Origin of the sequence: Variovorax sp. PMC12, from assembly GCF_003019815.1 — a bacterium.
Lineage (GTDB): Bacteria > Pseudomonadota > Gammaproteobacteria > Burkholderiales > Burkholderiaceae_C > Variovorax.
In genome coordinates this window covers 5400138-5422542 of sequence record NZ_CP027773.1, presented here as the reverse complement: position 1 = coordinate 5422542, position 22405 = coordinate 5400138, and the positions used below count along the sequence as shown (strand labels likewise).

The 22405-nt window shown below is 68.8% G+C and carries 19 protein-coding genes and 1 tRNA gene; 15 read left to right on the top strand and 5 right to left on the bottom strand.

The window, feature by feature from the left end; translation table 11 throughout:
- Window positions 1-3: 3 nt before the first annotated feature.
- Both C4F17_RS25420 and C4F17_RS25410 read right to left on the bottom strand, forming a co-directional pair.
- A complete protein-coding gene (locus C4F17_RS25420; protein ID WP_081265935.1) occupies window positions 4-228 on the bottom strand; it encodes a SlyX family protein in 225 nt (74 codons plus the stop codon).
- A 240-nt stretch (window positions 229-468) separates the two neighbouring features.
- Window positions 469-1980 carry an MFS transporter gene (locus tag C4F17_RS25410; protein ID WP_106937093.1) on the bottom strand — a complete coding sequence of 504 codons (1512 nt, stop codon included), beginning with the start codon at window positions 1978-1980 and terminating at the stop codon, window positions 469-471.
- 113 nt (window positions 1981-2093) lie between these two features.
- Here C4F17_RS25410 and C4F17_RS25405 point away from each other — a divergent pair, with 113 nt between their 5' ends.
- The 3 genes from C4F17_RS25405 to C4F17_RS25395 are packed head-to-tail and all read left to right on the top strand — an operon-like array spanning window position 2094 to window position 3611.
- Window positions 2094-2984, top strand: a complete 891-nt coding sequence (locus C4F17_RS25405) for a LysR family transcriptional regulator (protein WP_106937092.1) — start codon at window positions 2094-2096, stop codon at window positions 2982-2984.
- A 34-nt stretch (window positions 2985-3018) separates the two neighbouring features.
- Window positions 3019-3291, top strand: a complete 273-nt coding sequence (locus tag C4F17_RS25400) for a type II toxin-antitoxin system Phd/YefM family antitoxin (protein ID WP_081265938.1) — start codon at window positions 3019-3021, stop codon at window positions 3289-3291.
- Window positions 3288-3611, top strand: a complete 324-nt coding sequence (locus tag C4F17_RS25395) for a type II toxin-antitoxin system RelE/ParE family toxin (protein ID WP_106937091.1) — start codon at window positions 3288-3290, stop codon at window positions 3609-3611. Before C4F17_RS25400 ends, C4F17_RS25395 begins: the two co-directional genes overlap by 4 nt.
- Window positions 3612-3636: 25 nt before the next feature.
- Here C4F17_RS25395 and C4F17_RS25390 read toward each other — a convergent pair whose 3' ends face one another.
- Together C4F17_RS25390 and C4F17_RS25385 are read right to left on the bottom strand one after the other, a co-directional pair.
- Window positions 3637-5241 (bottom strand): AAA family ATPase, encoded by a 1605-nt coding sequence (locus tag C4F17_RS25390; protein ID WP_106937090.1) that lies wholly within the window; start codon window positions 5239-5241, stop codon window positions 3637-3639.
- 91 nt (window positions 5242-5332) lie between these two features.
- A complete protein-coding gene (locus tag C4F17_RS25385) occupies window positions 5333-7849 on the bottom strand; it encodes an ABC transporter permease (RefSeq protein WP_106937089.1) in 2517 nt (838 codons plus the stop codon).
- Between the two features lie 200 nt (window positions 7850-8049).
- Between C4F17_RS25385 and C4F17_RS25380 the strand changes: the two genes are divergently transcribed.
- From C4F17_RS25380 to C4F17_RS25340, 8 genes are all read left to right on the top strand, one after another.
- A complete protein-coding gene (locus C4F17_RS25380; protein ID WP_081265942.1) occupies window positions 8050-8358 on the top strand; it encodes a hypothetical protein in 309 nt (102 codons plus the stop codon).
- A gap of 91 nt (window positions 8359-8449) precedes the next feature.
- Window positions 8450-11527, top strand: a complete 3078-nt coding sequence (gene fdnG, locus C4F17_RS25370; protein WP_159053717.1) for a formate dehydrogenase-N subunit alpha — start codon at window positions 8450-8452, stop codon at window positions 11525-11527.
- A 168-nt stretch (window positions 11528-11695) separates the two neighbouring features.
- The gene (fdxH, locus tag C4F17_RS25365) at window positions 11696-12655 is read left to right on the top strand and encodes a formate dehydrogenase subunit beta (RefSeq protein ID WP_106937086.1); all 960 of its coding nucleotides are present in this window, start codon (window positions 11696-11698) and stop codon (window positions 12653-12655) included.
- A gap of 10 nt (window positions 12656-12665) precedes the next feature.
- Complete coding sequence (locus C4F17_RS25360) at window positions 12666-13289, top strand: formate dehydrogenase subunit gamma (RefSeq protein ID WP_106937085.1); 624 nt, start codon at window positions 12666-12668, stop codon at window positions 13287-13289.
- Between the two features lie 10 nt (window positions 13290-13299).
- Window positions 13300-14328, top strand: a complete 1029-nt coding sequence (gene fdhE, locus C4F17_RS25355) for a formate dehydrogenase accessory protein FdhE (RefSeq protein WP_106937084.1) — start codon at window positions 13300-13302, stop codon at window positions 14326-14328.
- On the top strand, window positions 14328-15776 hold the full coding sequence (selA, locus tag C4F17_RS25350) for an L-seryl-tRNA(Sec) selenium transferase (protein ID WP_106937083.1): 1449 nt from the start codon (window positions 14328-14330) through the stop codon (window positions 15774-15776). Before fdhE ends, selA begins: the two co-directional genes overlap by 1 nt.
- On the top strand, window positions 15773-17680 hold the full coding sequence (gene selB, locus C4F17_RS25345; protein WP_106937082.1) for a selenocysteine-specific translation elongation factor: 1908 nt from the start codon (window positions 15773-15775) through the stop codon (window positions 17678-17680). The genes selA and selB overlap by 4 nt, the downstream gene beginning before the upstream one ends.
- Window positions 17681-17691: 11 nt before the next feature.
- Window positions 17692-17784: transfer RNA gene (locus C4F17_RS25340), tRNA-Sec, on the top strand.
- Window positions 17785-17925: 141 nt separating this feature from the next.
- Here C4F17_RS25340 and selD read toward each other — a convergent pair.
- Window positions 17926-18993 (bottom strand): selenide, water dikinase SelD, encoded by a 1068-nt coding sequence (gene selD / locus C4F17_RS25335; RefSeq protein ID WP_234382371.1) that lies wholly within the window; start codon window positions 18991-18993, stop codon window positions 17926-17928.
- 74 nt (window positions 18994-19067) lie between these two features.
- Here selD and C4F17_RS25330 point away from each other — a divergent pair, with 74 nt between their 5' ends.
- Genes C4F17_RS25330 through phnE form a run of 4 tightly spaced genes read left to right on the top strand, consistent with a single transcriptional unit; the run spans window position 19068 to window position 22402 of the window.
- A complete protein-coding gene (locus C4F17_RS25330) occupies window positions 19068-19925 on the top strand; it encodes a putative selenate ABC transporter substrate-binding protein (RefSeq protein WP_106937080.1) in 858 nt (285 codons plus the stop codon).
- A gap of 10 nt (window positions 19926-19935) precedes the next feature.
- Window positions 19936-20748, top strand: a complete 813-nt coding sequence (locus tag C4F17_RS25325) for a phosphonate ABC transporter ATP-binding protein (RefSeq protein ID WP_081265951.1) — start codon at window positions 19936-19938, stop codon at window positions 20746-20748.
- A 56-nt stretch (window positions 20749-20804) separates the two neighbouring features.
- Window positions 20805-21596 (top strand): PhnE/PtxC family ABC transporter permease, encoded by a 792-nt coding sequence (locus C4F17_RS25320; protein WP_106937079.1) that lies wholly within the window; start codon window positions 20805-20807, stop codon window positions 21594-21596.
- The gene (phnE, locus tag C4F17_RS25315) at window positions 21593-22402 is read left to right on the top strand and encodes a phosphonate ABC transporter, permease protein PhnE (RefSeq protein WP_199851891.1); all 810 of its coding nucleotides are present in this window, start codon (window positions 21593-21595) and stop codon (window positions 22400-22402) included. The genes C4F17_RS25320 and phnE overlap by 4 nt, the downstream gene beginning before the upstream one ends.
- The last annotated feature ends 3 nt before the right edge of the window (window positions 22403-22405 follow it).

Below are 22405 nucleotides of genomic sequence, written 5' to 3'. Positions count from 1 at the left end.
GGCTCAGTAATGCGGCGGCAGTTCGTCGCGCGGGTTGCGGGCCGCGCCGTCCTGTGACGCGTTCTGGCTCTGCTCCCTGAGTTGCGTGACCTGCAGGATCAGCCGGTCGATCTGCTGCTGTTGGCGGTAGATCGTCATGTTCAGCTGGTCCAGCAGGTCTTCGGCGTAGCTCGACTTGATTTCGAGCTCGGTCACGCGCGGTTCGAGTTCGTTCGGTTGGTTTTCCATGGTGCCGCTATTGGACAGGAAGACCGCCTGAAGTTTTGTGACGCCGCGCCCAGCCGCGCCAGACGCTGGCATCGAGTGGTTGCGCAGGCCGAACCCCGGTCGCGGTCTTTCTCCCTCCCCTCCCGGGGGAGGGCCGGGGTGGGGGCAGGCGGCGCTCGAAAAATCCCCGCGCAAAAACCATCGCCGCGTGCCCCCATCCCACCCCCCCCCCCGAAAGGGCAAGGAGCAAGACAGGGCCCTTCAGCAGGCCGGCGACTCCAGCGCCGCCGCGCTTGTCTCCGAATGCGTCTGCCCGCGCAGGAACACAAGCACCACCAGCGCCGTCAACACGGTCACCCCAGCCAGCACGCACAGCAGCGTGCCGAACGCCGCGCCGTACGCATGCAACAGCGCGGCACGGCCCACGCCGGGCAACAACGCCAGCGCCTGTGGCAGGTCGCCCGTCGTCACGCGTTGCGCCGCCTGCGACGCGCCTGAAGACGATCCCAGCTGCAGCGCCACCAATGCCGTCAGCCCGGCGCCCACCAGTGCCAGGGCAATGCCCTCGCCTGCCACCCGCACCGTGTTGAAGATGCCCGAGGCCATGCCCGCCCTTTCGCGCGGCACCACGCTCACGGCAAGGCCGTCCATCAGGCCCCAGGGCAGGCCGATGCCGCCGCCGATCAGCAGCAGCGGCCACACCATCACGCCCAGCGGCGTGCCCGGCGCGCTGCGGCTGAGCCAGAAAAGCCCCGCGGCGCACACCAGCAGCCCCACGGCCGAAATTGCACCCGCCGAGAACCGGTGCGCGAGCGATGCCGCCAGCGTCGGCACGACAAGGATCGGCCCCGAAAGCGCGAACATGAAGGCCCCCGCCTCGATCGCGCCGCGCCCCTCGAGCCCCACGAAGCGGATCGGCAGCAGCACCAGCAGCACCACGAACCCGTAGGCCGGCGCCGCGGCCAGCAGTTGCACGCCGACGAAACGCGGAAAGCGGAACAGCGACAGGTCGAGCATCGGATGCGCCACGCGCCGCTCGATCGCGACGAAGGCCGCGCCCATCAGCGCCGCGCCGGCCAGCGCACCGATGACCCAGGGGCTGCACCAGCCGCTGTCGGGCGCCTGCAGCACACCCAGCGTGAGCAGGCTCAGCGCGGCGGTGAAGCTGAGCGTGCCCGGCATGTCCAGGCCCATCGCGTTCGGGTTGCGCGACTCGCGCATGCTCACCGACGCGATGCACAGCGCCAGCAGGCTCACCGCGGCCGGGCTCAGCATCACCGCCTGCCAGCCGAAGCCCTGCGCGAGCCAGCCCGAAAGAATCGAGCCGCACGACAGGCCCACGCCGAAGGAAGTGCCGATCAGGCTGAAGGCCCGCGTGCGCGCCGTGCCGTCGAACACCTGCGCCAGCGCCGCCGTGCCCGCCGCGAAGGCCGCGGCGGAGCCGAGCCCCTGCAGGGCACGCGCCAGATCGAACGAAACGATGCCGGGCGCCAGCGTGAGCAGCGAACTGCTCGACGCCACAACGGCAAGCCCCAGCAGGAACACGCGCTTGCGGCCATACGCGTCGGCCAGCGCACCGGCCGCCATCAGCGTCGCGCCGAAGCTCAGCATGAAGGCGTTGGTCACCCAGTTGAGCTGCACCGGGCTGCCGCCGAGCGCGTCGCGGATCGCGGGCAGCACCACCGCCGGGCCGGTGAAGCTCAGCGGCATGCCAAGCGCCGCGAGGCACACGGCGACCAGCAGCCAGTTCCTGGAAGATGACGAAGAAGACATCGGAAAAAGGTGCTTTCGCACGAAAGAAGACGATGAAGAGAAGATAGAAAGGAACCAATGGAATGGAAATGGCACCATTGGTCCTATCACTCCCAACCACAGGTTGCCAATTGATGGACAGTTTCAGCGGGCTCGAATCTTTCGTGCGGGCGGCGGACCAGCTCAGCTTTGCCAAGGCCGGCCGCCTGCTCGGCATTTCGGCCTCGGCGGTGGGCAAGAACGTGGCGCGGCTCGAACAGCAGCTCGGCGTGCGGCTCTTCAACCGCACCACGCGCCACACGCGGCTCACCCAGGAAGGCGTGCTGTTCCACGAGCGCTGCCGGCGCATCCTCGACGAACTGGACGACGCGCGGGCCATGATGCAGGACGCCGTCGCCGCGCCGCGCGGCCGGCTGCGCGTGAGCCTGCCGACCATCGGCTATCGCTTCCTGCTGCCGATCCTGCCGGAGTTCAAGGCCACCTACCCCGAGATCGAACTCGACCTCGACTTCAACGACCGGCTGGTCGACGTGATCGCCGAGGACGTCGACGTCGCCATCCGCAGCGGCGAACTGGTCGATTCGCAGCTGGTGGCGCGGCGGCTGGGGCCGTTCCAGTTCGTGCTGGTCGCCTCGCCCGCGTACCTGGCGCGTCACGGCGAACCACGCGTGCCGGCCGAGCTCGCGCAGCATGCATGCCTGCGCTACAAGTTCGTCACCGGCGGAAAGATCGAGGAATGGGACCTGCCCGGCCTGCCCGAACAACTGCCTACCACCCTGCTGTGCAACAACATGGAAGCCATGCTCGGCGCAGCCGTCGCCGGGCTGGGCGTGGCTTACATGCCCGACTTCCTTGCGCGCGATTCGCTGGGGCGCGGCGAGCTGCACTGCGTGCTGGCCGGGCACGTCGCGCGGCAGGGCCAGTTCTCGGCGTTGTGGCCGTCGAGCCGGCAGCTGTCGCCGAAGGTGCGGGCGTTCGTGGACTTCGCCAGCGTGCGGATGTTTCAGACCGAATTCAGACCATAATCAGTCCGACAACCGATTCCCTCAGGGTGAACGCATGAATTTCTCCACGCAGGTCAAGCCCATCAGCTATCTCAAGAGCCACGCCGCGGACATCGTGAAGACGCTTGCAGAGACCCGTGAACCGCTGGTCATCACGCAGAACGGCGAAGCCAAGCTCGTGGTGATGGACGTCCAGTCCTACGAGGAACACGAAGCCACGCTGGCGCTGCTCAAGGTTCTTGCGCTCGGCAATCGTGAAATCGAACAGGGCCACTTCCGCTCCGCCACGGATGTGTTCGCCGACCTGGACAAAGAAGACGGTCAATGAAGGTCGTGTTCCTGCGGTCTGCAGAAGCCGACCTGAAGGACCTGCGCCGCTACATCATCAAGAACTTCGGCCCCGCGGCCTGGGCCGGCAGCTACGGAAAGATCAAGGAAACCGTGGCGATGATCGAAGCACACCCTCATTCAGGACGGGTCCCCGATGAGCTCGAGAACCTGAACACGGCCCAGTACCGCCAGCTCATTTCGGGCATGAATCGGGTCATCTACGAAGTACGGGCGGACACCGCCTACATCCACCTCGTCTGCGACACGCGAAGAGACCTCAAAGGCCTGCTCATGCGGCGCATGGTCGGTGCCGCATGAGCCGGGTGGTTCGCCGGCGCAGGTCTCAGGCGGCTTGAGTCAGTTCGCTGTCCGCCGGTTCGACGACAGCGCCGACAGGTGCCGGCTCCACGGCAGCCTCGGCTGCAACTGCAGGTGCTGCCGCAACAGCCACCACCGCATCCATGGGCTTCGCCACCTTGGCAGGCTTGGTCACCTCCCCGGCCACAGCCTTCGCAGCCACCGGCTTCGCGGCTTCCACCTTCACCGGTTCGCTCGCCATGCGGCTCAGCGCCAGCGCGGCCTTCAGCGGGAACAGCGTGCGCTCGTCGCCCTCGGCGGCGTTGCTCACCGTGGTGCCGCTGGTCTCGTCCAGGCTGGCCGTGCGCACGGCGTCGAGCCGGTGCACAGGCACCATGAACGGCGAATGCGTGGTGTAGATGATCTGGTTGCCGAAGTCTTTCTCGAAGTGCGCCAGCAGGTCGGCCTGCGAATGGGCGTGCAGGTGCAGGCCGGGTTCGTCCAGCAGCAGGATGGCGTCTTGCGCGCGGCCGCCCTGGGTGTCGGCGAAGAACGCGATGTAGAACGAGAAGAACCACTGGAAGCCGCGGCTGCGCTCCTCCAGGTTCACCTCGACTTCGTAGGCGCCGTTCGGGTCGGACACCAGCGTGTCGAGGTACTGGCCGTCGAGGTTGAAGCGCACCTTGAGCGGGCGGTCTTTCCAGAGCCGGCGGATCTCGGCCGTCACCACCGAGCCGGCGCGGTTGGCGAGCTGGTTGCGCGTGGCCTGGTCGTTCCTGTCGAGCAGTTCCTGCAGCTTGCGCGGATCGAGCCCCGCCACCTTGCACAGCTTGCCGAAGCTCTGCTGCTCCGGCGTGAGCTGGCCCCAGCCCTCGCGGCCCAGGTACTCGGCGATGTTCTGGCGGCCCGGCAGCGCCGGGTATTCGTCCACGTACACGAAGCGCGGCAGCTTCTCCAGCACCCAGGCGCGGGCGCGGGCCAGCGCGGGCTCGTCGTTGGCAATGGCGCGTGCCATGTCTTCCAGCTCGGCGAGCATCTGGTCCTGCTTGTCGCTGAGCTCGGCATCGGCCGCGGCCAGTGCCTTGCGCAGCGCCTGCATGGCCTTCACCGCGCCTTCCGACCACTTGACGTAGTCGGGGCTCATGATCATCGCGGCGTCGAAGGTGTCGGACTCCTGCTCGAGCAGGGCGCGCTGTTCTTCGGACACCTTCTCGGCGGCGGCCTTGACCGCCGGCACGATCTTGCGGACCTTGGCCTTGATGTCGCCGACATCGAGCGACAGCGCGTTCAGGCCTTCGAGCCCGGCCCAGCGCACGGCGGCGTAGCCGCGGCCGGCGGTGACGTGGCGCACGCCCGCGGCGCGCGGCAGGATCTCGGCCAGGGCCGCCTGCTCGCTCTCGTTGAGCGCCCAGCGGGTGGAGACCACGGGCGTGTCGCCGCTGCACTCCTCCAAGCGGCGATGCCGCGGAAAGTCCTTGATGGGGCTGAGTTCGACCAGGCCGTCGGCCGGGTTCAGGCTGTGGAGCGCACGCAGCAGATTCGATTTGCCGCTGTCATTTCGACCGAGGATCGCCGTGATCTGTGTGGAGTCGATGGAACCGCTGTTGTTGATCGAGCGAAAGTTGGTGATCTGGAATGACGCCAAGCGCATGTAAGGGGGTTCACTTCGGAATTGAATACGGGGCCGGGGAATGTATTGCATTCCCCGGCCCCGTCCGGCCCCCTGCCGAAGAAAAAGATTGCTACTCGGCCGCGCGGCGCAGGGTGTCCACCACCGGGCGGCGCAGCACGTCGCGCAGGCCCCACCATCCCGCGCCCAGCGCCAGCACCGCGCCCGCCAGCGCGCCCGCGAGCGGAACCACCGGCGAGGCGGTCCAGCTGAACTCGAACACGTAGCGCGCCAGCGCCCAGCCGATCACCGAGGCCACGATGCTCGCGAGAAAACCCGCGAGCAGCCCGACGCCCGCCAGCTCGGCGCGCTGCACCTGGCGCAGCAGGCTGGCGCGCGCGCCCACCGCGCGCATCACCGCGAACTCGCGCGCACGCTCCTCGCGCGTGGCCGTCACGGCCGCGAACAGCACCACCAGCCCGGCGGCCAGCGTGAAGCCGAACAGGAACTCCACCGCGCGGATCACCTGGTCGAGCACGCGCTGCACCTGGTTGATGGTGGCGCTCATGTCGACGTTGGTCACGTTGGGGTAGCTGCGCACCAGCGCGTTGTCGAAGCCGCGCGTCTCGGGCGCGCGGAAGGCGCCCATGTAGGTGGTGGGCACGTCGGCCAGCGAGGCCACCGTGTACATCACGAAGAAGTTGGCATGCAGCGAACCCCAGTCGACCTTGCGCAACGAGGTGATGCGCGCGTCGTTCTGCATGCCGCCGATGTCGAAGCGCAGCGTGTCGCCCAGCTTCAGGCCGAGCGTCTCGGCCAGGCCCTCTTCCACGCTCACCTCGTTCTTCGCGCCGGGCGTCCACTTGCCGGCGGTGATGCTGTTGTGCGCGGGCGCCTCCGCGCTGTTGCTGAGGTTGAACTCGCGGTCGACGAGGCGCTTGGCGCGGTCTTCGGTGTAGTCGTCGGGCGTGACAGGCTTGTCGTTGATGGCCACGAGGCGGCCGCGGATCATCGGGTACCAGTCGAACTTGCTCACGCCCGCGTCGCGCAGCGACTTCTGGAAGGCCTCGCTCTGGTCGGGCATGACGTTGATGACGAAGCGGTTGGGCGCGTCCGGCGGCGTGGCCTGGCGCCAGCTCGCCACCAGGTCGGTGCGCAGCAGCACCAGCAGCACCAGCGCCAGCAGGCCCACGGCCAGCGCGCTGACCTGCACCACCGCATAGGCCGGCCGGGCGGAGATCTGCCGCGTGGCCAGCACCAGCCAGCGCGGCGCGGTGGTTTCGTTCACGCTGCGGCGCAGCACCTTCACCGCGAGCCAGCTCAGCAGCGCGAACACCGCCACCGCGCCCGCGAAGCCGCCGACGGCGATCAGGCCCAGCTTGATGTCGCTACTGGCCGCCATGAGCAGCGCCGCGAAGCCGGCCACGCCCACGCCCAGCACCGCCAGCGAGGCCGGCTTGAGCCCGCCCACGTCGCGCCGGATCACGCGCAGCGGCGGCACGCGGGCCAGCTGCAGCACCGGCGGCAGGCCGAAGGCGAACAGCAGCGTGAGCCCCATGCCCAGGCCGAAGGCCACGGGCCACAGCGTGGCGGCCGGCAGCGCGGTCTCGACCAGGCCCGACAGCAGCAGCACGAACACGTAGTGCACCGCGAAGCCGATGGCCACGCCCAGCCCGCTGGCGACCACGCCGATCACCGCGAACTCGAAGGTATAGGCCGCCGCGATGGTGCGCTGGCTCTGGCCCAGCACCCGCAGCATGGCGCAGTCGTCGAGGTGACTGGCCGCGAATCCGCGCGCGGCCAGCGCGACGGCCACCGCCGACAGCAGCGCCGCGAGCAGCGCGACCAGGCTCAGGAATTTCTCGGCGCGGTCGAGCGTCTGGCGCATCTCGGGCCGGCCGCTTTCGAAGGAATCGAGCCGCACGCCGCGCAGTTCGCCCTTCTTGAGCGTGGCGTCGGCCCAGTCGGTGAAGCGCTTGACGGCCGCGTCGTCGCCCGCCACGGCATAGCGGTAGCCCACGCGGCTGGCCGGCTGCACGAGCGCGGTGCGCGCCACGTCGGCCTGGTTGAGCATGACACGCGGAGAAAAGCTCATGAAGCCGGCGCCGCGGTCGGGCTCCAGCGTGATGACGCGGCCCACGCGAAGGCCGGCGTCGCCGAGCAGCAGGGTGTCGTCGATCTTCAGGCCCAGCGAGTCGAGCAGCGAGGCATCGACCCAGACTTCGCCCGGCGGCGGGATGTCGCGGGTGACGGCGCCCGGGCCGTCCAGCGTGGCCGATGTCTGCAGGCTGCCGCGCAGCGGGTAGCCCGCCGTCACCGCCTTCAGCGCCACCAGCTTGCTGGCGCCGCCCTGTGCGTCTTCGGCCCGGGCCATGGTGGGGAAGCCGTAGGTGCCGGTGCCTTCCAGGCCCAGCGACCTGGCCTGCGCCACGAAGGCCTCGGGCGTCGGGTTGTCGCTGACCACCACGGCGTCGCCGCCCAGCAGCTGGCGCGCATCGCGCTGCAGCCCGCCCTGCAGGCGGTCGGCGAAGAAGCCGACGGCCGTGAGCGCGGCCACGGCCAGCAGCACGGCGACGATCAACAGGCGCAGCTCGCCGGCGCGCAGGTCGCGCCAGAGCGTGCGCCAACCCAGGCGGAGGGAGGCATTCATGGCCGCGACGATAGCCCAGAGGCCCGCGCACGGCCGGATTCAAGGGTTATTGCCGGTTTCGGCCTACTTGCCCGCGTCTTGGCGCTGTCGCATGATGTGACAAACACCCCACCGCGCCGATCAGGCATTTATTGCGGGTCGCGGCGGGTGAAATAAAAACATTCCACTATCTGGCCGTCCTTTCCCCCGAAGGAGTGTCAATGCTGCAATGTCAGCGCCTGCAAACCCTGGGCCTGTGCCTGGCCCTCGGCATGCTGTTGAGTGCCTGCGATCCCAAGCCTTCGGCCAGCCCCGCCGCACCGTCTGCCGGTGCCTCGGGCACTTCCGGCGCGAGCCCGAGCGGCATCAAGCCCGCCGATTCCGGCGACAAGGTCGAAGAGTCCGCCGCCCACAAGGGCCCGTCCGAGGGCGGCTCGGCCATCGGCGGCATGAGCGGCCCGAACGGCGGCGGCACGTCCGGCGGCGCGGCACCCGCGCCGAGCGGCGGCGACGGCTCCGCGCCCAAGTAGCGCGGCCGGCCCGAAACAGATTTCCCACGCAAAGCAAAGAAGAAGAGCCCACGATGAAACACCCCACTTCAGCGAGGCAGGAGGTCGTGTCATGGACATGAACCGCCGCCAATTCTTCCGCGTGAGCAGCGCGGGGCTGGTCGGCTCCAGCATCGTGGCGCTCGGCTTCTCGCCGACCGCCGCGCTGGCCGAGGCCCGCAACTTCAAGCTCGCGCGCACCACCGAGACCCGCAACACCTGCCCGTACTGCTCGGTGGGATGCGGGCTCATCATGTACAGCCTGGGCGACAAGGCGAAGAACGTGGTGTCCGACATCCTCCACATCGAGGGCGATGCCGACCACCCCGTGAACCGCGGCACGCTCTGCCCCAAGGGCGCGGGCCTGCTCGACTTCGTACACAGCCCCAACCGCCTGAAGTACCCCGAGGTGCGCGAGGCCGGCAGCACCGAGTGGAAGCGCATCGGCTGGGACGAGGCGCTCGACCGCATCGCCAAGCTGCTGAAGGCCGACCGCGACGCCAACTTCCAGACCACCAACGCCGACGGCAAGACCGTGAACCGCTGGACCAGCAGCGGCATGCTCTGCGCTTCGGCATCGTCCAACGAAACCGGGTACATCACGCACAAGGCATTCCGCTCGACCGGAATGCTGGTGTTCGACAACCAGGCACGCGTCTGACACGGACCCACGGTGGCCAGTCTGGCCCCGACGTTCGGCAGAGGCGCGATGACCAACCACTGGCAGGACATCCAGAACGCGGATGTCGTGCTGATCATGGGCGGCAACGCGGCGGAGGCGCATCCGTGCGGCTTCAAGTGGGTCATCGAGGCCAAGAAGCAGAACAAGGCGCGCCTGGTCGTGGTCGACCCGCGCTTCACGCGCTCGGCCGCCATGGCCGACTACTACGCCCCGGTGCGCGCGGGCTCGGACATCGCGTTCCTCTCGGGGGTCATCAACTACCTGCTGAGCAACGAGAAGATCCAGACGGAGTACGTGCGCAACTACACCAACGCGCCGTTCATCGTCGGGCCCGACTACAAGTTCGAGGACGGCATCTTCAGCGGCTACAACGCAGAGAAGCGCAACTACGACCCCAAGTCGTGGAACTACGCGCTCGACGAGCAGGGCATGGCCAAGGTCGACATGACCATGCAGGACCCGCAGTGCGTGCTGCAGGTCATGAAGCGGCACTATTCGCGCTACACGCCGGAGATGGTGAGCCGCATCACCGGCACGCCGCAGGACAAGTTCCTGAAGGTGTGCGAGTACATCGCGAGCACCAGCACGTCCACGCGCACCATGACCATCATGTATGCGCTGGGCTGGACGCAGCACAGCCAGGGCTCGCAGATGATCCGCACCGGCGCCATCGTGCAGCTGCTGCTGGGCAACATCGGCGTGGCGGGCGGCGGCATGAACGCGCTGCGCGGGCACAGCAACATCCAGGGCCTGACCGACCTGGGGCTGCTGTCGAACTCGCTGCCGGGCTACATGTCGCTCGCGCGTGACAGCGAGCAGACCCTGGAGGACTACTACAAGACCCGCGCGCTGAAGCCGCTGCGGCCCAACCAGATGAGCTACTGGCAGAACTACCCGAAGTTCTTCGTCAGCATGCAGAAGTCGTGGTGGGGCGACGCGGCCACGGCCGACAACGAGTGGGGCTTCCACTACCTGCCCAAGATCGACAAGCTCTACGACGTGCTGCAGGCCTTCGAGCTCATGAACCAGGGCAAGCTCAACGGCTACATCTGCCAGGGCTTCAACCCGGTGGGCTCGTTCCCGGACAAGAAGAAGATCGTCGACGGGCTCTCCAAGCTCAAGTTCCTCGTCACCATCGATCCGCTGGTGACGGAGACCAGCGAGTTCTGGCGCAACTTCGGCGAGTTCAACGACGTCAAGACCACCGACATCCAGACCACGGTGTTCCGCCTGCCTTCCACCTGCTTCGCGGAGGAAGACGGCTCGCTCACCAACTCCAGCCGCTGGCTGCAGTGGCACTGGAAGGGCGCGGAGCCGCCGGGCGAGGCCAAGGGCGACATCGAGATCGTGGCGGGCATCTTCAACCGAATGCGCCAGGCCTACATCAAGGACGGCGGCGCCTTCCCCGACCCGATCGTCAAGCTGACCTGGCCCTACAAGATTCCGCACTCGCCTTCCGCGCAGGAACTGGCGATGGAATACAACGGCCGCGCGCTGGTCGACCTGGTCGATCCGAAGGACCCGAGCAAGCCGCCGACAGCCAAGGCGGGCGAACAGCTCTCCGGCTTCGGCCTCTTGCGCGACGACGGCACCACCGCCAGCGGCTGCTGGATCTACAGCGGCGCCTGGACGCAGGCCGGCAACCAGATGGCGCGGCGCGACAACGCCGACCCGTACGGCATCGGCATGGTGCAGAACTGGGCGTGGGCCTGGCCCGCGAACCGGCGCATTCTCTACAACGGCGCCTCCACCGATCCCACCACCGGCAAGCCGTGGATCGCCAAACGCAGCCTCATCGCGTGGAACGGCAAGCAGTGGACCGGCTCGGACATTCCCGACATTCGGCCCGACGCCAACCCGATGGAAGCCGACGCGGTGCGCCCATTCATCATGACGGCCGAGGGCGTGGCGCGGCTGTTCGCGCCCACGGGCATGGCCGAAGGGCCACTGCCGGAGCACTACGAGCCCTTCGAGTCGCCGCTGGTCAACAACCTGATGCACCCGAACAACGAGAAGGCGCGCGCCAACCCCGCGGCGCGCATCTTCAAGGGTGACCTCGAGCGGCTCGGCGTGCCGAAGGACTTTCCATACGTGGCAACCAGCTACCGGCTCACCGAGCACTTCCACTACTGGACCAAGAACGTGCGCACCTCGGCCATCATCCAGCCGCAGCAGTTCGTCGAGATCGGCGAAGAGCTGGCAAAGGAAAAGGGCATCGGCCACGGCGACATGGTGAAGGTGTCGAGCAAGCGCGGCTTCATCAAGGCGGTGGCCGTGGTGACCAAGCGCATCGTCGGGCTGCAGGTCGATGGCCGCACGGTGCACACGGTGGGGCTGCCGAACCACTGGGGCTTCGTCGGCGTGGCCAAGCCGGGGTATCTGGTGAACACGCTCACGCCTTTCGTCGGCGATGCGAACACGCAGACGCCCGAGTACAAGTCGTTCACGGTGAACATCGAGAAGGCGTGACATGAAGAAGCACGTACTCGACGACTTTCTCCCTCCCCTTCCGGGGGAGGGCAGGGGTGGGGGCACAGCGGCCTCATCTCATCATGCGCGGCGCCTGTCCGAAAGCCTGCCCCCATCCCAGCCTTCCCCCGGAAGGGGAAGGAGCAATACAGAAGACCGGAGCCACTGATGTCCTCCCTTCAAACCCTGGACATCGCCGCCCGCTCGGCCACGACCACGCCCTCGCCCGAGATCCGCAGCCGCCCGCAGGTGCAGCAGGTGGCGAAGCTGATCGACGTGTCGACCTGCATCGGCTGCAAGGCCTGCCAGGTCGCGTGCATGCAGTGGAACGATCTGCGCGACGAGGTCGGCACCAACCACGGCACCTACGACAACCCGGTCGACCTCACCCCGTCTTCCTGGACGGTGATGAAGTTCTCCGAGGTGGAGCCCGAGGCCGGCAAGCTCGAATGGCTGATCCGCAAGGACGGCTGCATGCACTGCGACGACCCCGGCTGCCTGAAGTCGTGCCCCTCGCCGGGCGCCATCGTCAAGTACGCCAATGGCATCGTCGACTTCATCAGCGAGCATTGCGTGGGCTGCGGCAACTGCGTCACCGGCTGCCCATTCGACGTGCCGCGCATCAGCAAGGTCGACAACAAGGCCTACAAGTGCTCGCTGTGCTCCGACCGCGTGGGCGTGGGCCTGGAACCCGCCTGCGTGAAGGCCTGCCCCACCGGCGCGCTGCATTTCGGCACCAAGGAAGACATGCACGAATACGCCTCGGAGCGCATCGTGGACCTGAAGGAGCGCGGCTTCGCCAACGCCGGCGTGTACGACCCGGCCGGCGTGGGCGGCACGCACGTGATGTACGTGCTGCAGCACGCCGACCGCCCCGGCCTGTACGCCGACCTGCCGAAAGACCCGCACATCAGCCCGCTGGTGTCGCTGTGGAAGGGCGTGGCCAAGCCGCTCGCGATGGTCGCGATGATCGGCGCGATGGTGGGCAGCTTCTTCCACTACATGAAGACCGGCCCCATCGAGCCCAAGGACGACCACCCCGATGCCGACCGCGACGGCCACCCGGACGACGTGGTGGTGATCGAAGAGCCGCCACGGACACCGCCGCCCACCGCGCCCCGTGCATGAGGAGATTGCGATGACACGCTACTACCTTCGCCGCTACCGAGACGCCACGCGCATGAACCACTGGTTTGTCGCGATCATGTTCTTCGCGGCCGCGCTCTCGGGCCTGGCCTTCTTCCACCCTGCCCTGTTCTTCCTGACCAACCTGTTCGGCGGCGGCCCGTGGACGCGCATCCTGCATCCGTTCATGGGGCTGCTGATGGTGCTGGGCTTCGTGTTCCTGTTCTTCACGATGTGGCGCGAGAACATCCTCGACAAGGGAGACCGCGAATGGATCGCCAACGCGCCGAAGATGCTCAAGGGCGACAAGTCGGGCATGCCGCCGGTGGGCAAGTACAACGCCGGTCAGAAGCTGGTGTTCTGGGCCTTCGGCATCAGCCTGCTGCTGTTGCTGGTGACGGGCTTCATGTTCTGGAGCCCGTGGTTCGTCGGCTTCTTCCCGATATTGCTGCGGCGCATCGCGGTGGTGGTGCATGCGGTGTCGGCGGTGGTGCTGATTCTTTCGGTCATCACGCACATCTATGCGGCCATCTGGGTCAAGGGCACGCTGCGCGCCATGACGCGCGGCACCGTCACCGAGGGATGGGCCAAGCTCAACCACCCACTCTGGCATCGCAAAATGACGCGAGGTGAGTGATACTGATCCGATGACGAGTTCAACCGGCACCCCGCCGCCGATCCGGACCACGCGCGTTCTCGATCCCGAGCAGATTGCAATGCAGGCCGGGCGGCAGATGCCGTTCCTGCGCCTGCCGGTGCGCTCCCTCGCGTTCTCCGACCGGCAGCTTCGACTGCGCCAGCTCGCGGCCTCGCATCCGATGCGCGAGTACCTGATCTTCATTGCCGACCTCGCGCAGGCGCAGCACCAGGTGCTGCAGGACTATGCGCCCGTCGCGCTGCCCGAATCCGACGCGCTCGAAGCCGCTGCCAAGGTGCTGAAGCCGCCGATGCCTGCCTTCGGATGGACGCGCGACCCGATGTGGCTGCGTGAACTGCGCCGCCTGCTCGGCCTCTTCCGCGCCCGGCTGCCCGAAGGCCCGGCGCGCGACACGCTCGACCGCGTGGTGGCCGCCGACGACGCATGGATCGACCAGCAGGCCGACCGCCTCTCGCGCCGCATCATGTTCGGGCTCGACCTCGCTGCCGCGCCGCTGATCGCCGCCGGGCTGCAGGCCTACTGGACGCAGCTCGTGCTGCAGGTGGCCGGCCGCGAAGGCGAGAACATCTTCGGCCGCACTGACCCCGGCAACGAATGCCCCTGCTGCGGCAGCGCACCTACCGTGAGCATCACGCGCATCGGCGCGGACGAAGCGGGCTTCAGGTATCTGCACTGCTCGCTGTGCAGCACCGAGTGGCACTACGTGCGCATCAAGTGCACGCATTGCGAAAGCACCAAGGGCATCCATTTCGAATCGCTGTCGCCGCAGCCCGGCGTGGAACTGCCGGCCACCGGCGCGCGCGAAGGCGCGGTCAAGGCCGAGTGCTGCGACACCTGCGGCCACTATCTCAAGCAGGTCGCGATGGAGAAAGACCCCGAGGTCGAGCCCGTCGCGGACGACCTCGCCAGCGTCACCCTTGACCTGCTCGTCTCCGAAGCCGGCCACCAGCGCAGCGGCCACAACCTGATGCTGCTGTTCGGAGAGCCGGAGATCCCCGACGACGGCGGAGGCGGCTGATGGCAGCGCCGAAAGAGTCCGTGGTCCACGGCTCGACGGCAAGGCCCCAGGATCTTCCTTCTGTCGATCAACTGCTGCGTCTCGCCGTGCCGGGCGCGTTGCTGGCCGAGCACGGCCGCACGCTGGTGGTGAAGGAAGCGCGCGCGCTGCTCGAGGGGCTTCGCGCGCGGGCCGTGGCGGGCAAGCTGGCGGCTACCGACATCGAGCAAGAGGCGCTAGGCAACGCACTCGCCGCGCGCGTCCGGGCCCGCCTCGCGCCGCGCATGCGCGCGGTGCTGAACCTCACCGGCACCGTCATCCACACCAACCTAGGCCGCGCGCTGCTGGCCGACGCGGCGCTGCAGCGACTGCTCGCGGTGATGACATCGCCCAACAACCTCGAGTACGACCTCGCCACCGGCAGCCGCGGCGACCGCGACTCGCTGGTCGAAGAACTGCTTTGCAGCATCACCGGCGCCCAAGCCGCCACGGTGGTCAACAACAACGCGGCCGCCGTGCTGCTGACCATCGCGGCCCTGGCGCGCGAGCGCGAGGTGATCGTCTCGCGCGGCGAACTGGTGGAAATCGGCGGCGCCTTCCGCATGCCCGACGTGATGGCCAGCGCGGGCGCGCGCATGGTCGAGGTCGGCACCACCAACCGCACGCATCCGCAGGACTACGAGCGCGCCATCAACGCGCACACCGCGCTGGTGATGAAGGTGCACACCAGCAACTACGCCGTGCAGGGCTTCACCGCCGCGGTCGACGAAGCCACGCTCGCCGGCATCGCGCACGCGCGCGGCGTGCCGCTGGCCACCGACCTGGGCAGCGGCTCGCTGATCGACCTGGCCCACTACGGCCTGCCGCGAGAGCCGCTGCCGCAGGAGATGCTTGCGGCCGGCTGCGACGTGGTCACCTTCTCGGGCGACAAGCTGCTGGGCGGTCCGCAGACCGGCCTCATCGTCGGCAGCAGGGAGGCTGTCGGCCGCATCCGCAAGTTCCCGATGAAGCGCGCGCTGCGCATGAGCAAGCTGCCGCTGGCGGCGCTGGAAGCCACGCTGTCGCTGTACCTGCGGCCCGAGCGCCTCGCGCAAGACCTGCCGACGCTGCGGCTGCTCACGCGGCCCGCGGATGCGATCCGCGAAATGGCAGAGCGCTTGAAGGCACCGGTGCAAGCGGCCGTGTCGCCGCGCTTCACCGTCGAGGTCGTTCCGCTGCTCGGGCAGATCGGCTCGGGCTCGCTGCCGGTCGAGCGGCTGCCCTCGGCCGGGCTCGCGCTCGCGCCGGCCGGCACGTCGAAGAAGGGCACGGGCACCGCGCTCGATGCCCTCGCCACCGCGCTGCGCGGCCTGCCCCTGCCGGTGATCGGCCGCATCGCCGAAGACCGGCTGCTGCTCGACCTGCGCTGCCTGGAGGACAGCGCCGAATTCGTCGCGCAATTGGCGCTGCTGCGCGAGCGACTGCAATGATCATCGGCACCGCGGGCCACATCGACCACGGCAAGACCACGCTGGTGCGCGCGCTCACCGGCGTCGACACCGACCGGCTGCCCGAGGAAAAGCGGCGCGGCATCTCCATCGAGCTCGGCTATGCCTACCTGCATGCGCCCGACGGCATGTCGCTGGGTTTCGTCGACGTGCCCGGCCACGAACGCCTGCTGCACACCATGCTCGCCGGCGCCACCGGCATCGACCACGCACTGCTGGTGGTGGCAGCCGACGACGGCGTGATGCCGCAGACGCGCGAGCACCTGGCGGTGGTGGCGCTGCTGGGCGTGCGCGAGGCGACGGTGGCCATCACCAAGATCGACCGCATCGATGAGACCATGCGCGATACGCGGCTGGCCGAGGTGCGCGCGGACATCGCCGCGCTGCTGGCGCCCACGCCGCTCGCGGGCGCGCCGATGCTCGCGGTGTCGGCGACCACCGGCGACGGCATCGATGCGCTGCGCGAACGCCTGCTCGACGCGGCGCGCAGGGAGCATGGGCGCGAAGACGGCCTGGCGTTTCGCCTCGCGGTCGATCGGGCTTTCACGCTCTCGGGCGTGGGCACGGTCGTCACCGGCACGGTCTTCAGCGGCACGGTGCGCATCGGCGACGAGCTGCGCGTGGTGCCCGGCGACCGCACGGTGCGCGTGCGCGGCATCCATGCGCAGAACCAGAAGGCCGAATCGGCGCATGCGGGGCAGCGCTGCGCGCTGGCGCTGGCCGGGGCCACCAAGGACGAGATGCATCGCGGCGACTGGGTCTGCACGCCCGCCATCGCGCTTGCCACGGACCGCATCGACGTGCTGCTCACGTTGTGGCCCGACGAGGCCAAGCCGCTGCGCTCCGGCACCACCGTGCACGCGCACCTCGGCGCGAGCGACGTGATGGCTTCGCTCGCACTGCTCGACCGCGACGTGCTCGCGCCCGGCGAAACCGCCCTGGCGCAGTTGGTGACGAAGGAGAGCGTCGGCGCGTGGCATGGCGACCGGGGCGTGCTGCGCGATGCCTCGGCCACGCGCACCATGGCCGGCGTGCGCGTGCTCGACCCGTTCGCGCCGGTGCGCTACCGCCGCACTTCAGAACGGCTGCACACGCTGGCCGCCTGGGTCATCGACGACCGGGCCGCCCGCGTGGCCGCGCTGCTGGACAACGCGCCGCTGGGCATCGACACCGCGCGGCTGGCGCGTGCGCTGTCGCTGCCCGGCGAAGCCGCCCTGCCGCTGCCTGCGGATGCGGTGCGCATCGAGCACACGGCCATCGTGCAGCGGCACCTGGATGCGCTCGAGGCGCAGATCACCGGCCGGCTCGCGGACTTCCATCGCACGGCGCCCGATGAGGTCGGCCCCGATGCGCGCCGCCTCAAGCGGCTGGCCGCGCCACGCACGGACGATGCGCTGTGGCGCCATGCGCTCGACGCGCTGGTAGCGCGCGGTGCGCTGGTGCGCAGCGGCACCTGGCTGCATCTGCCGGACCATGCGGCGCGCCTCGGTGAGGCCGAACAGAAGCTCGCGCAGAAGCTGCTGCCGCGGCTGGCCGATGGCGGCTTCGATCCGCCGTGGGTGCGCGATCTTGCGAAGGACTGCGCGGCGAGCGAGGCGATGGTGCGGCAGACGCTCGCGAGCCTCGCGCGCCGGGGCGAGGCCTTCCAGGTGGTGAAGGACTTGTACTATCCGCTGGCGACCGTCGAGCGGCTGGCTGCGATTGCGCGCGACTGCCTCGAAGGCCCGCAAGGGCTGCAGGCCGCGAGCTTCAGGGATGCGACGGGGTTGGGACGCAAGCGCGCGATCCAGCTGCTGGAGTTTTTCGACCGTGTGGGGCTGACGCGGCGCGTGAAAGATGCGCATCTGCTGCGGCCCGATACGTCGTTGTTCGGGGCAAGGCCTTGAACAGCGTTCATGGGAGGGGATCGTCCCTGGTGGGGCGGCCGGGCTTCAAACCCGGTTGGTGGCGCCAGTCGTCGCCGGGAAGGTTCGACTCCTTCCCCCTTCCGCCGTCTTTATCTTGCTCCTTCCCCCTCTGGGGGAAGGCTGGGATGGGGGCAAGCGGCGGTGGTTTTGGCGCGGTGCTTCATCGACCGACGCTTACCCCCACCCCTGCCCTCCCCCGGAAGGGGAGGGAGGAATACGGGATCTCAAGGAACCACACGCAGCGAAGGCTCTCCCGCCTCGACACGGCCGATCACCGCCGCCTGCCCGAAGCCTTCGTCGCGGAAGATCTTCAGCACTGCATCGACCGCTTCCGGCGCGCAGCTCACGAGCAGGCCGCCCGAGGTCTGCGGGTCGCTCAGCAGGTTCTGCGCGGTGGCGTGCAGGCCGGCGGCCAGCTCCACGTCGGCGCCGTAGCCGGCCCAGTTGCGCCCCGAGGCACCGGTGACCATGCCGTCGGCGGCCATCACCACCACGTTGTCGAGCAGCGGCACCTTCGACCACTCGATCACCGCCTTCAGCTTCGCGCCGCGCGCCAGTTCGAGCGTGTGGCCGGCCAGGCCGAAGCCGGTCACGTCGGTCAGCGCATGCACGCCGTCGAGCGCCGCCAGGGCGATGCCGGGGGTGTTGAGCTTGGTCGTGTTCTCGATCAGCTGGCGGTAGCCGATGCCCGACAGCTGCTCCTTCTTGAGCGCCGCCGACAGCACGCCCACGCCCAGCGGCTTGCCCAGCACCAGCACGTCGCCGGCCTTCGCATCGGCGTTGCGGCGCACGCGGTCGGGGTGCACGAGGCCCATGGCGACGAGGCCGTAGATCGGCTCGACCGAATCGATGGTGTGGCCGCCGGCAATCGGGATGCCGGCGGCGCGGCACACGTCCTGCCCGCCGCGCACGATCTCGGCGATCACTTCCACCGGCAGCTGGTTGATCGGCATGGCGACGAGCGCCAGCGCCATGATCGGCCGGCCGCCCATCGCGTACACGTCGCTGATGGCGTTGGTGGCGGCGATGCGGCCGAACTCGTAGGGGTCGTCCACGATGGGCATGAAGAAGTCGGTGGTCGCGATCAGCGCCTGCTGGTCGTTGAGCCGGTAGACGGCCGCGTCGTCGGCGGTCTCGATGCCCACCATGAGCTCGGGCGGGATCATGCCGCCCGCGTGGTTCTTGAGAATCTGCGACAGCACGCCGGGCGCGATCTTGCAGCCGCAGCCGCCGCCATGCGAAAAACTCGTGAGGCGCAAAGGCGCGAGCGGGTTCATGAGCGTTGGGTTCATGCGGCGATTATCGAATCGCCCCGGCTTTCTACAATCCCGTCCCTTCCAAACCCGCACTTCACCGAGGCGCAACCATGAAAAAGAATCTCACCCGACTGACCCTGGCACTGGCCTTCTCCGTCGCAAGCCTCGGCGCCTTCGCCCAGGGCGTGCTGCGCGTGTCGGCCATTCCCGACGAGGCGCCCACCGAGCTGCAGCGCAAGTTCACGCCGCTGGGCGACTACCTCAAGAAGGAAACCGGCATGGACGTGCAGTTCACGCCCGTGACCGACTACGCCGCGGTGGTCGAAGGCCTGGCCACCAACAAGATCGACCTGGCATGGCTGGGCGGCTTCACCTACGTGCAGGCGCGCATCCGCACCAACGGCGGCGCGGTGCCCATCGTGCAGCGCGCGGAAGACGAGGTGTTCACCAGCAAGTTCATCGTGCCGGTGGACAGCACCGCGAAGACGCTGGCCGACCTGAAGGGCAAGACCTTCGCGTTCGGCGCGCCCTCGTCCACCTCGGGCAGCCTGATGCCGCGCTACTTCCTGCTGCAGGCCGGCATCAACCCCGAGAAAGACTTCAAGACGGTCGCGTTCTCGGGCGCGCACGACGCCACGGTGGCCTTCGTGGCCGCGTCGCGCGCCGAAGCCGGCGTGCTCAACGCATCGGTGTGGGACAAGCTGGTCGAGGCCAAGAACCCCAACGCCGCCAAGGTGCGCGTGCTGGCGACCACGCCGACCTACTACGACTACAACTGGACGGTGCGCCCCGGCCTCGATCCGGCCATCACCAAAAAGCTGACCGACGCGTTCCTGAAGCTCGACCCGGCCAACCCGGCGCAGAAGGAAATCATGGCGCTGCAGCGTGCGAGCAAGTTCATTCCGACCAAGTCGTCGAACTACGACGGCATCGAGACGGCGGGCAAGTCGGCGGGCCTGATCAAGTGAGCCTGCGCGAATGAGTTTTTCGCTGGAAGGCGTGGGTGTCGTGCACCCCAACGGCCAGCGAGCGCTGGCCGGGGTGACGCTGGCCGCGCGCGACGGCGAGCGCATCGCCGTCATCGGGCCCTCGGGCGCCGGCAAGACCACGCTGCTGCGTGTGCTCGGCGCGGCGCTGCGGCCTACGGAAGGCGTGGTCGAGACCCTTGGCGCGAAGGCGTGGCAATTGCCGGCCGCGGCGCTGAAGAAGCTGCGCGCCCGCATCGGCACCGTGCACCAGGCGCCACCCATCGCGCCGCGCCTGCGCGTGGTCACAGCCGTGCTCGCTGGCCGGCTCGGCGAGTGGTCGACGCTGCGTGCGCTGGGCTCGCTCTTCCATCCGTCGGACATTGCCGGCGCGCACGAAGTGCTGTCGCGCCTGTCGCTGGAAGACCGCCTGTTCGAGCGCTGCGACCGCCTTTCGGGCGGCCAGTTGCAGCGCGTGGGCATTGCGCGCGTGCTGTACCAGCGCCCGGCCCTGCTGCTGGCCGACGAGCCTGTATCCGCACTCGACCCCACGCTGGCCGACGCCGCCATCGGCCAGCTCGTCGCGCAGAGCGAATCGACCGGGGCCACGCTGCTGGCCTCGCTGCATGCGGTGGACCTGGCGCTGCGCTGGTTTCCGCGCATCGTCGGCATGCGCAACGGGCTGGTGATGTTCGACCTGCCCGCGGCGCAGGTGACGGCCGCGATGCTCGACGCGCTCTATGCGAGCGAAGGCGGCGTGGCGGTGCAGAAGTCGGCTCAGCCGGTCGCGGCCGAGGCTGCGTTCACTCGTCCGGACTGCCCTTGAACGCCGCTGCATCCGCGGCCAGATCCGCCGCCGCCGTCCGACGCGACCCGCAAGCCATGCGGCGGCTGGCCGGCTGCGTCGCCGTGCTCGTCATCGCATGGCCGATGCTGGCGCTGTCCGAATTCAATCCGTGGGCGCTTTTCACCGGCGGCAATCTTGCGGTCATCGGCGGCTTCCTGGCGGGCTTCTTCCCGCCCGACGGCTCGCCGGCCTTTCTCGCGCTGCTCTTCAAGGCCACGCTCGAGACGCTGGCCATGGCCACGGCCGGCACCGCGCTGGCATTGCTGATCGGCGCGCCGCTGGGCTTCGTGACCACGCGCGCCCTCTCCGTCTCGCGCATCGGTCCAGGCCCCGGCCGTGCGCGGGCTGGCATCGTGCGGCAGGCCGCGCGCTGGCTGCTGATGGTGCTGCGCGCCATTCCGGAGATCGTCTGGGCGCTGCTGTTCGTGCGCGTTTTCGGGCTCGGCCCTGCCGCGGGCGTGCTGGCGCTGGCCATCACCTACGGCGGCATGCTGGGCAAGGTCTACGCCGAGATCCTCGAATCGACCGACACGCGTCCGGCGCGCGCCCTGCTCGAAAGCGGCAGCGGCCGGCTCGCGGCGCTCTGCTACGGCCTGCTGCCAAACACGGCGCAGGAGCTGGCCTCCTACACCGTCTACCGCTGGGAATGCGCGGTGCGCGCGTCGGTGGTGATGGGGTTCGTCGGCGCGGGCGGGCTGGGGCAGCTGATGGACCAGTCGATGAAGATGCTCAACGGCGGCGAGGCCAGCAGCATCCTGCTGGTATTCCTGGCGCTGGTGCTGCTGGCCGACCTGCTCAGCAATGCGCTGCGGAGGCTGCTGGCATGACGGCGAACCGCCCGATGTTGCCTCCGCGCCCGCCGCCCTGCTGGCGCTGCCGCATCGCCTTGCTGCTGATCGGCGCGGCGGTGGTGGCGAGCTTTGCCTACCTGGGCATCGACTACCGCGCGCTGGGCTCCTCCGAATCGCTCAGGCTCATGGGCAAGTTCATCGCCGAGTTCTTCCCGCCCGACCTGTCGCCCGACTTTCTCTCGAAGGTCGGCCATGGCGCGCTGCAGACGCTGGCGGTGTCGGCGCTCGGCACGGTGCTGGCGGCCGTTGCCGGCGCGGTGCTGGCGTTGCCGGCTTCGGGCCGCGCAGGCGGCGCCTTGCGCCACGGCTCGCGCTTCGTGCTGAACTTCCTGCGCAGCGTGCCTGAACTGGTATGGGCCGCGCTGATGGTGCTGGCCGCAGGCATCGGCCCCTTCGCGGGGGCGCTGGCGCTGGCCCTGCACACCACGGGCGTGCTGGGCCGGCTCTTCGCCGAGGCGCTGGAAAACGCGCCGCGCGAGCCGGAACATGCGCTGGCGCTCTCGGGCGCCAACCCCGTCACCGCCTTCAGCTACGCCAGCCTGCCCATCGTGCTGCCGCAGTGGGTGGCCTACGCGCTCTACCGCTGGGAAATGAACATCCGCATGGCCGCCGTGCTGGGCTTCGTCGGCGGCGGCGGACTGGGGCAATTGCTGTACTTCCACCTGTCGATCTTCCAGCAGCAGCAGGCAATGACCGTGCTCATCGCGATGTTCGTGCTGGTGACCTTTGTCGATTTTGCGAGCGCTCGCTTGCGCCGTGGCCTCGGACCTGCATACGCCTGACAA

What these genes read in the sequence shown, in the direction of transcription:
- C4F17_RS25395 (WP_106937091.1), top strand. Translation starts at nt 3,288, where the DNA reads ATGAAGGTCGTGTTCCTGCGGTCTGCAGAAGCCGACCTGAAGGACCTG.
- selB (WP_106937082.1), top strand. Translation starts at nt 15,773, where the DNA reads ATGATCATCGGCACCGCGGGCCACATCGACCACGGCAAGACCACGCTG.
- C4F17_RS25405 (WP_106937092.1), top strand. Translation starts at nt 2,094, where the DNA reads ATGGACAGTTTCAGCGGGCTCGAATCTTTCGTGCGGGCGGCGGACCAG.
- C4F17_RS25360 (WP_106937085.1), top strand. Translation starts at nt 12,666, where the DNA reads ATGACACGCTACTACCTTCGCCGCTACCGAGACGCCACGCGCATGAAC.
- C4F17_RS25410 (WP_106937093.1), bottom strand. Translation starts at nt 1,980, where the DNA reads ATGTCTTCTTCGTCATCTTCCAGGAACTGGCTGCTGGTCGCCGTGTGC.
- C4F17_RS25330 (WP_106937080.1), top strand. Translation starts at nt 19,068, where the DNA reads ATGAAAAAGAATCTCACCCGACTGACCCTGGCACTGGCCTTCTCCGTC.
- selD (WP_234382371.1), bottom strand. Translation starts at nt 18,993, where the DNA reads ATGAACCCAACGCTCATGAACCCGCTCGCGCCTTTGCGCCTCACGAGT.
- C4F17_RS25325 (WP_081265951.1), top strand. Translation starts at nt 19,936, where the DNA reads ATGAGTTTTTCGCTGGAAGGCGTGGGTGTCGTGCACCCCAACGGCCAG.
- C4F17_RS25400 (WP_081265938.1), top strand. Translation starts at nt 3,019, where the DNA reads ATGAATTTCTCCACGCAGGTCAAGCCCATCAGCTATCTCAAGAGCCAC.
- phnE (WP_199851891.1), top strand. Translation starts at nt 21,593, where the DNA reads ATGACGGCGAACCGCCCGATGTTGCCTCCGCGCCCGCCGCCCTGCTGG.
- fdxH (WP_106937086.1), top strand. Translation starts at nt 11,696, where the DNA reads ATGTCCTCCCTTCAAACCCTGGACATCGCCGCCCGCTCGGCCACGACC.
- C4F17_RS25390 (WP_106937090.1), bottom strand. Translation starts at nt 5,241, where the DNA reads ATGCGCTTGGCGTCATTCCAGATCACCAACTTTCGCTCGATCAACAAC.
- fdhE (WP_106937084.1), top strand. Translation starts at nt 13,300, where the DNA reads ATGACGAGTTCAACCGGCACCCCGCCGCCGATCCGGACCACGCGCGTT.
- C4F17_RS25380 (WP_081265942.1), top strand. Translation starts at nt 8,050, where the DNA reads ATGCTGCAATGTCAGCGCCTGCAAACCCTGGGCCTGTGCCTGGCCCTC.
- C4F17_RS25385 (WP_106937089.1), bottom strand. Translation starts at nt 7,849, where the DNA reads ATGAATGCCTCCCTCCGCCTGGGTTGGCGCACGCTCTGGCGCGACCTG.
- C4F17_RS25320 (WP_106937079.1), top strand. Translation starts at nt 20,805, where the DNA reads ATGCGGCGGCTGGCCGGCTGCGTCGCCGTGCTCGTCATCGCATGGCCG.
- selA (WP_106937083.1), top strand. Translation starts at nt 14,328, where the DNA reads ATGGCAGCGCCGAAAGAGTCCGTGGTCCACGGCTCGACGGCAAGGCCC.
- C4F17_RS25420 (WP_081265935.1), bottom strand. Translation starts at nt 228, where the DNA reads ATGGAAAACCAACCGAACGAACTCGAACCGCGCGTGACCGAGCTCGAA.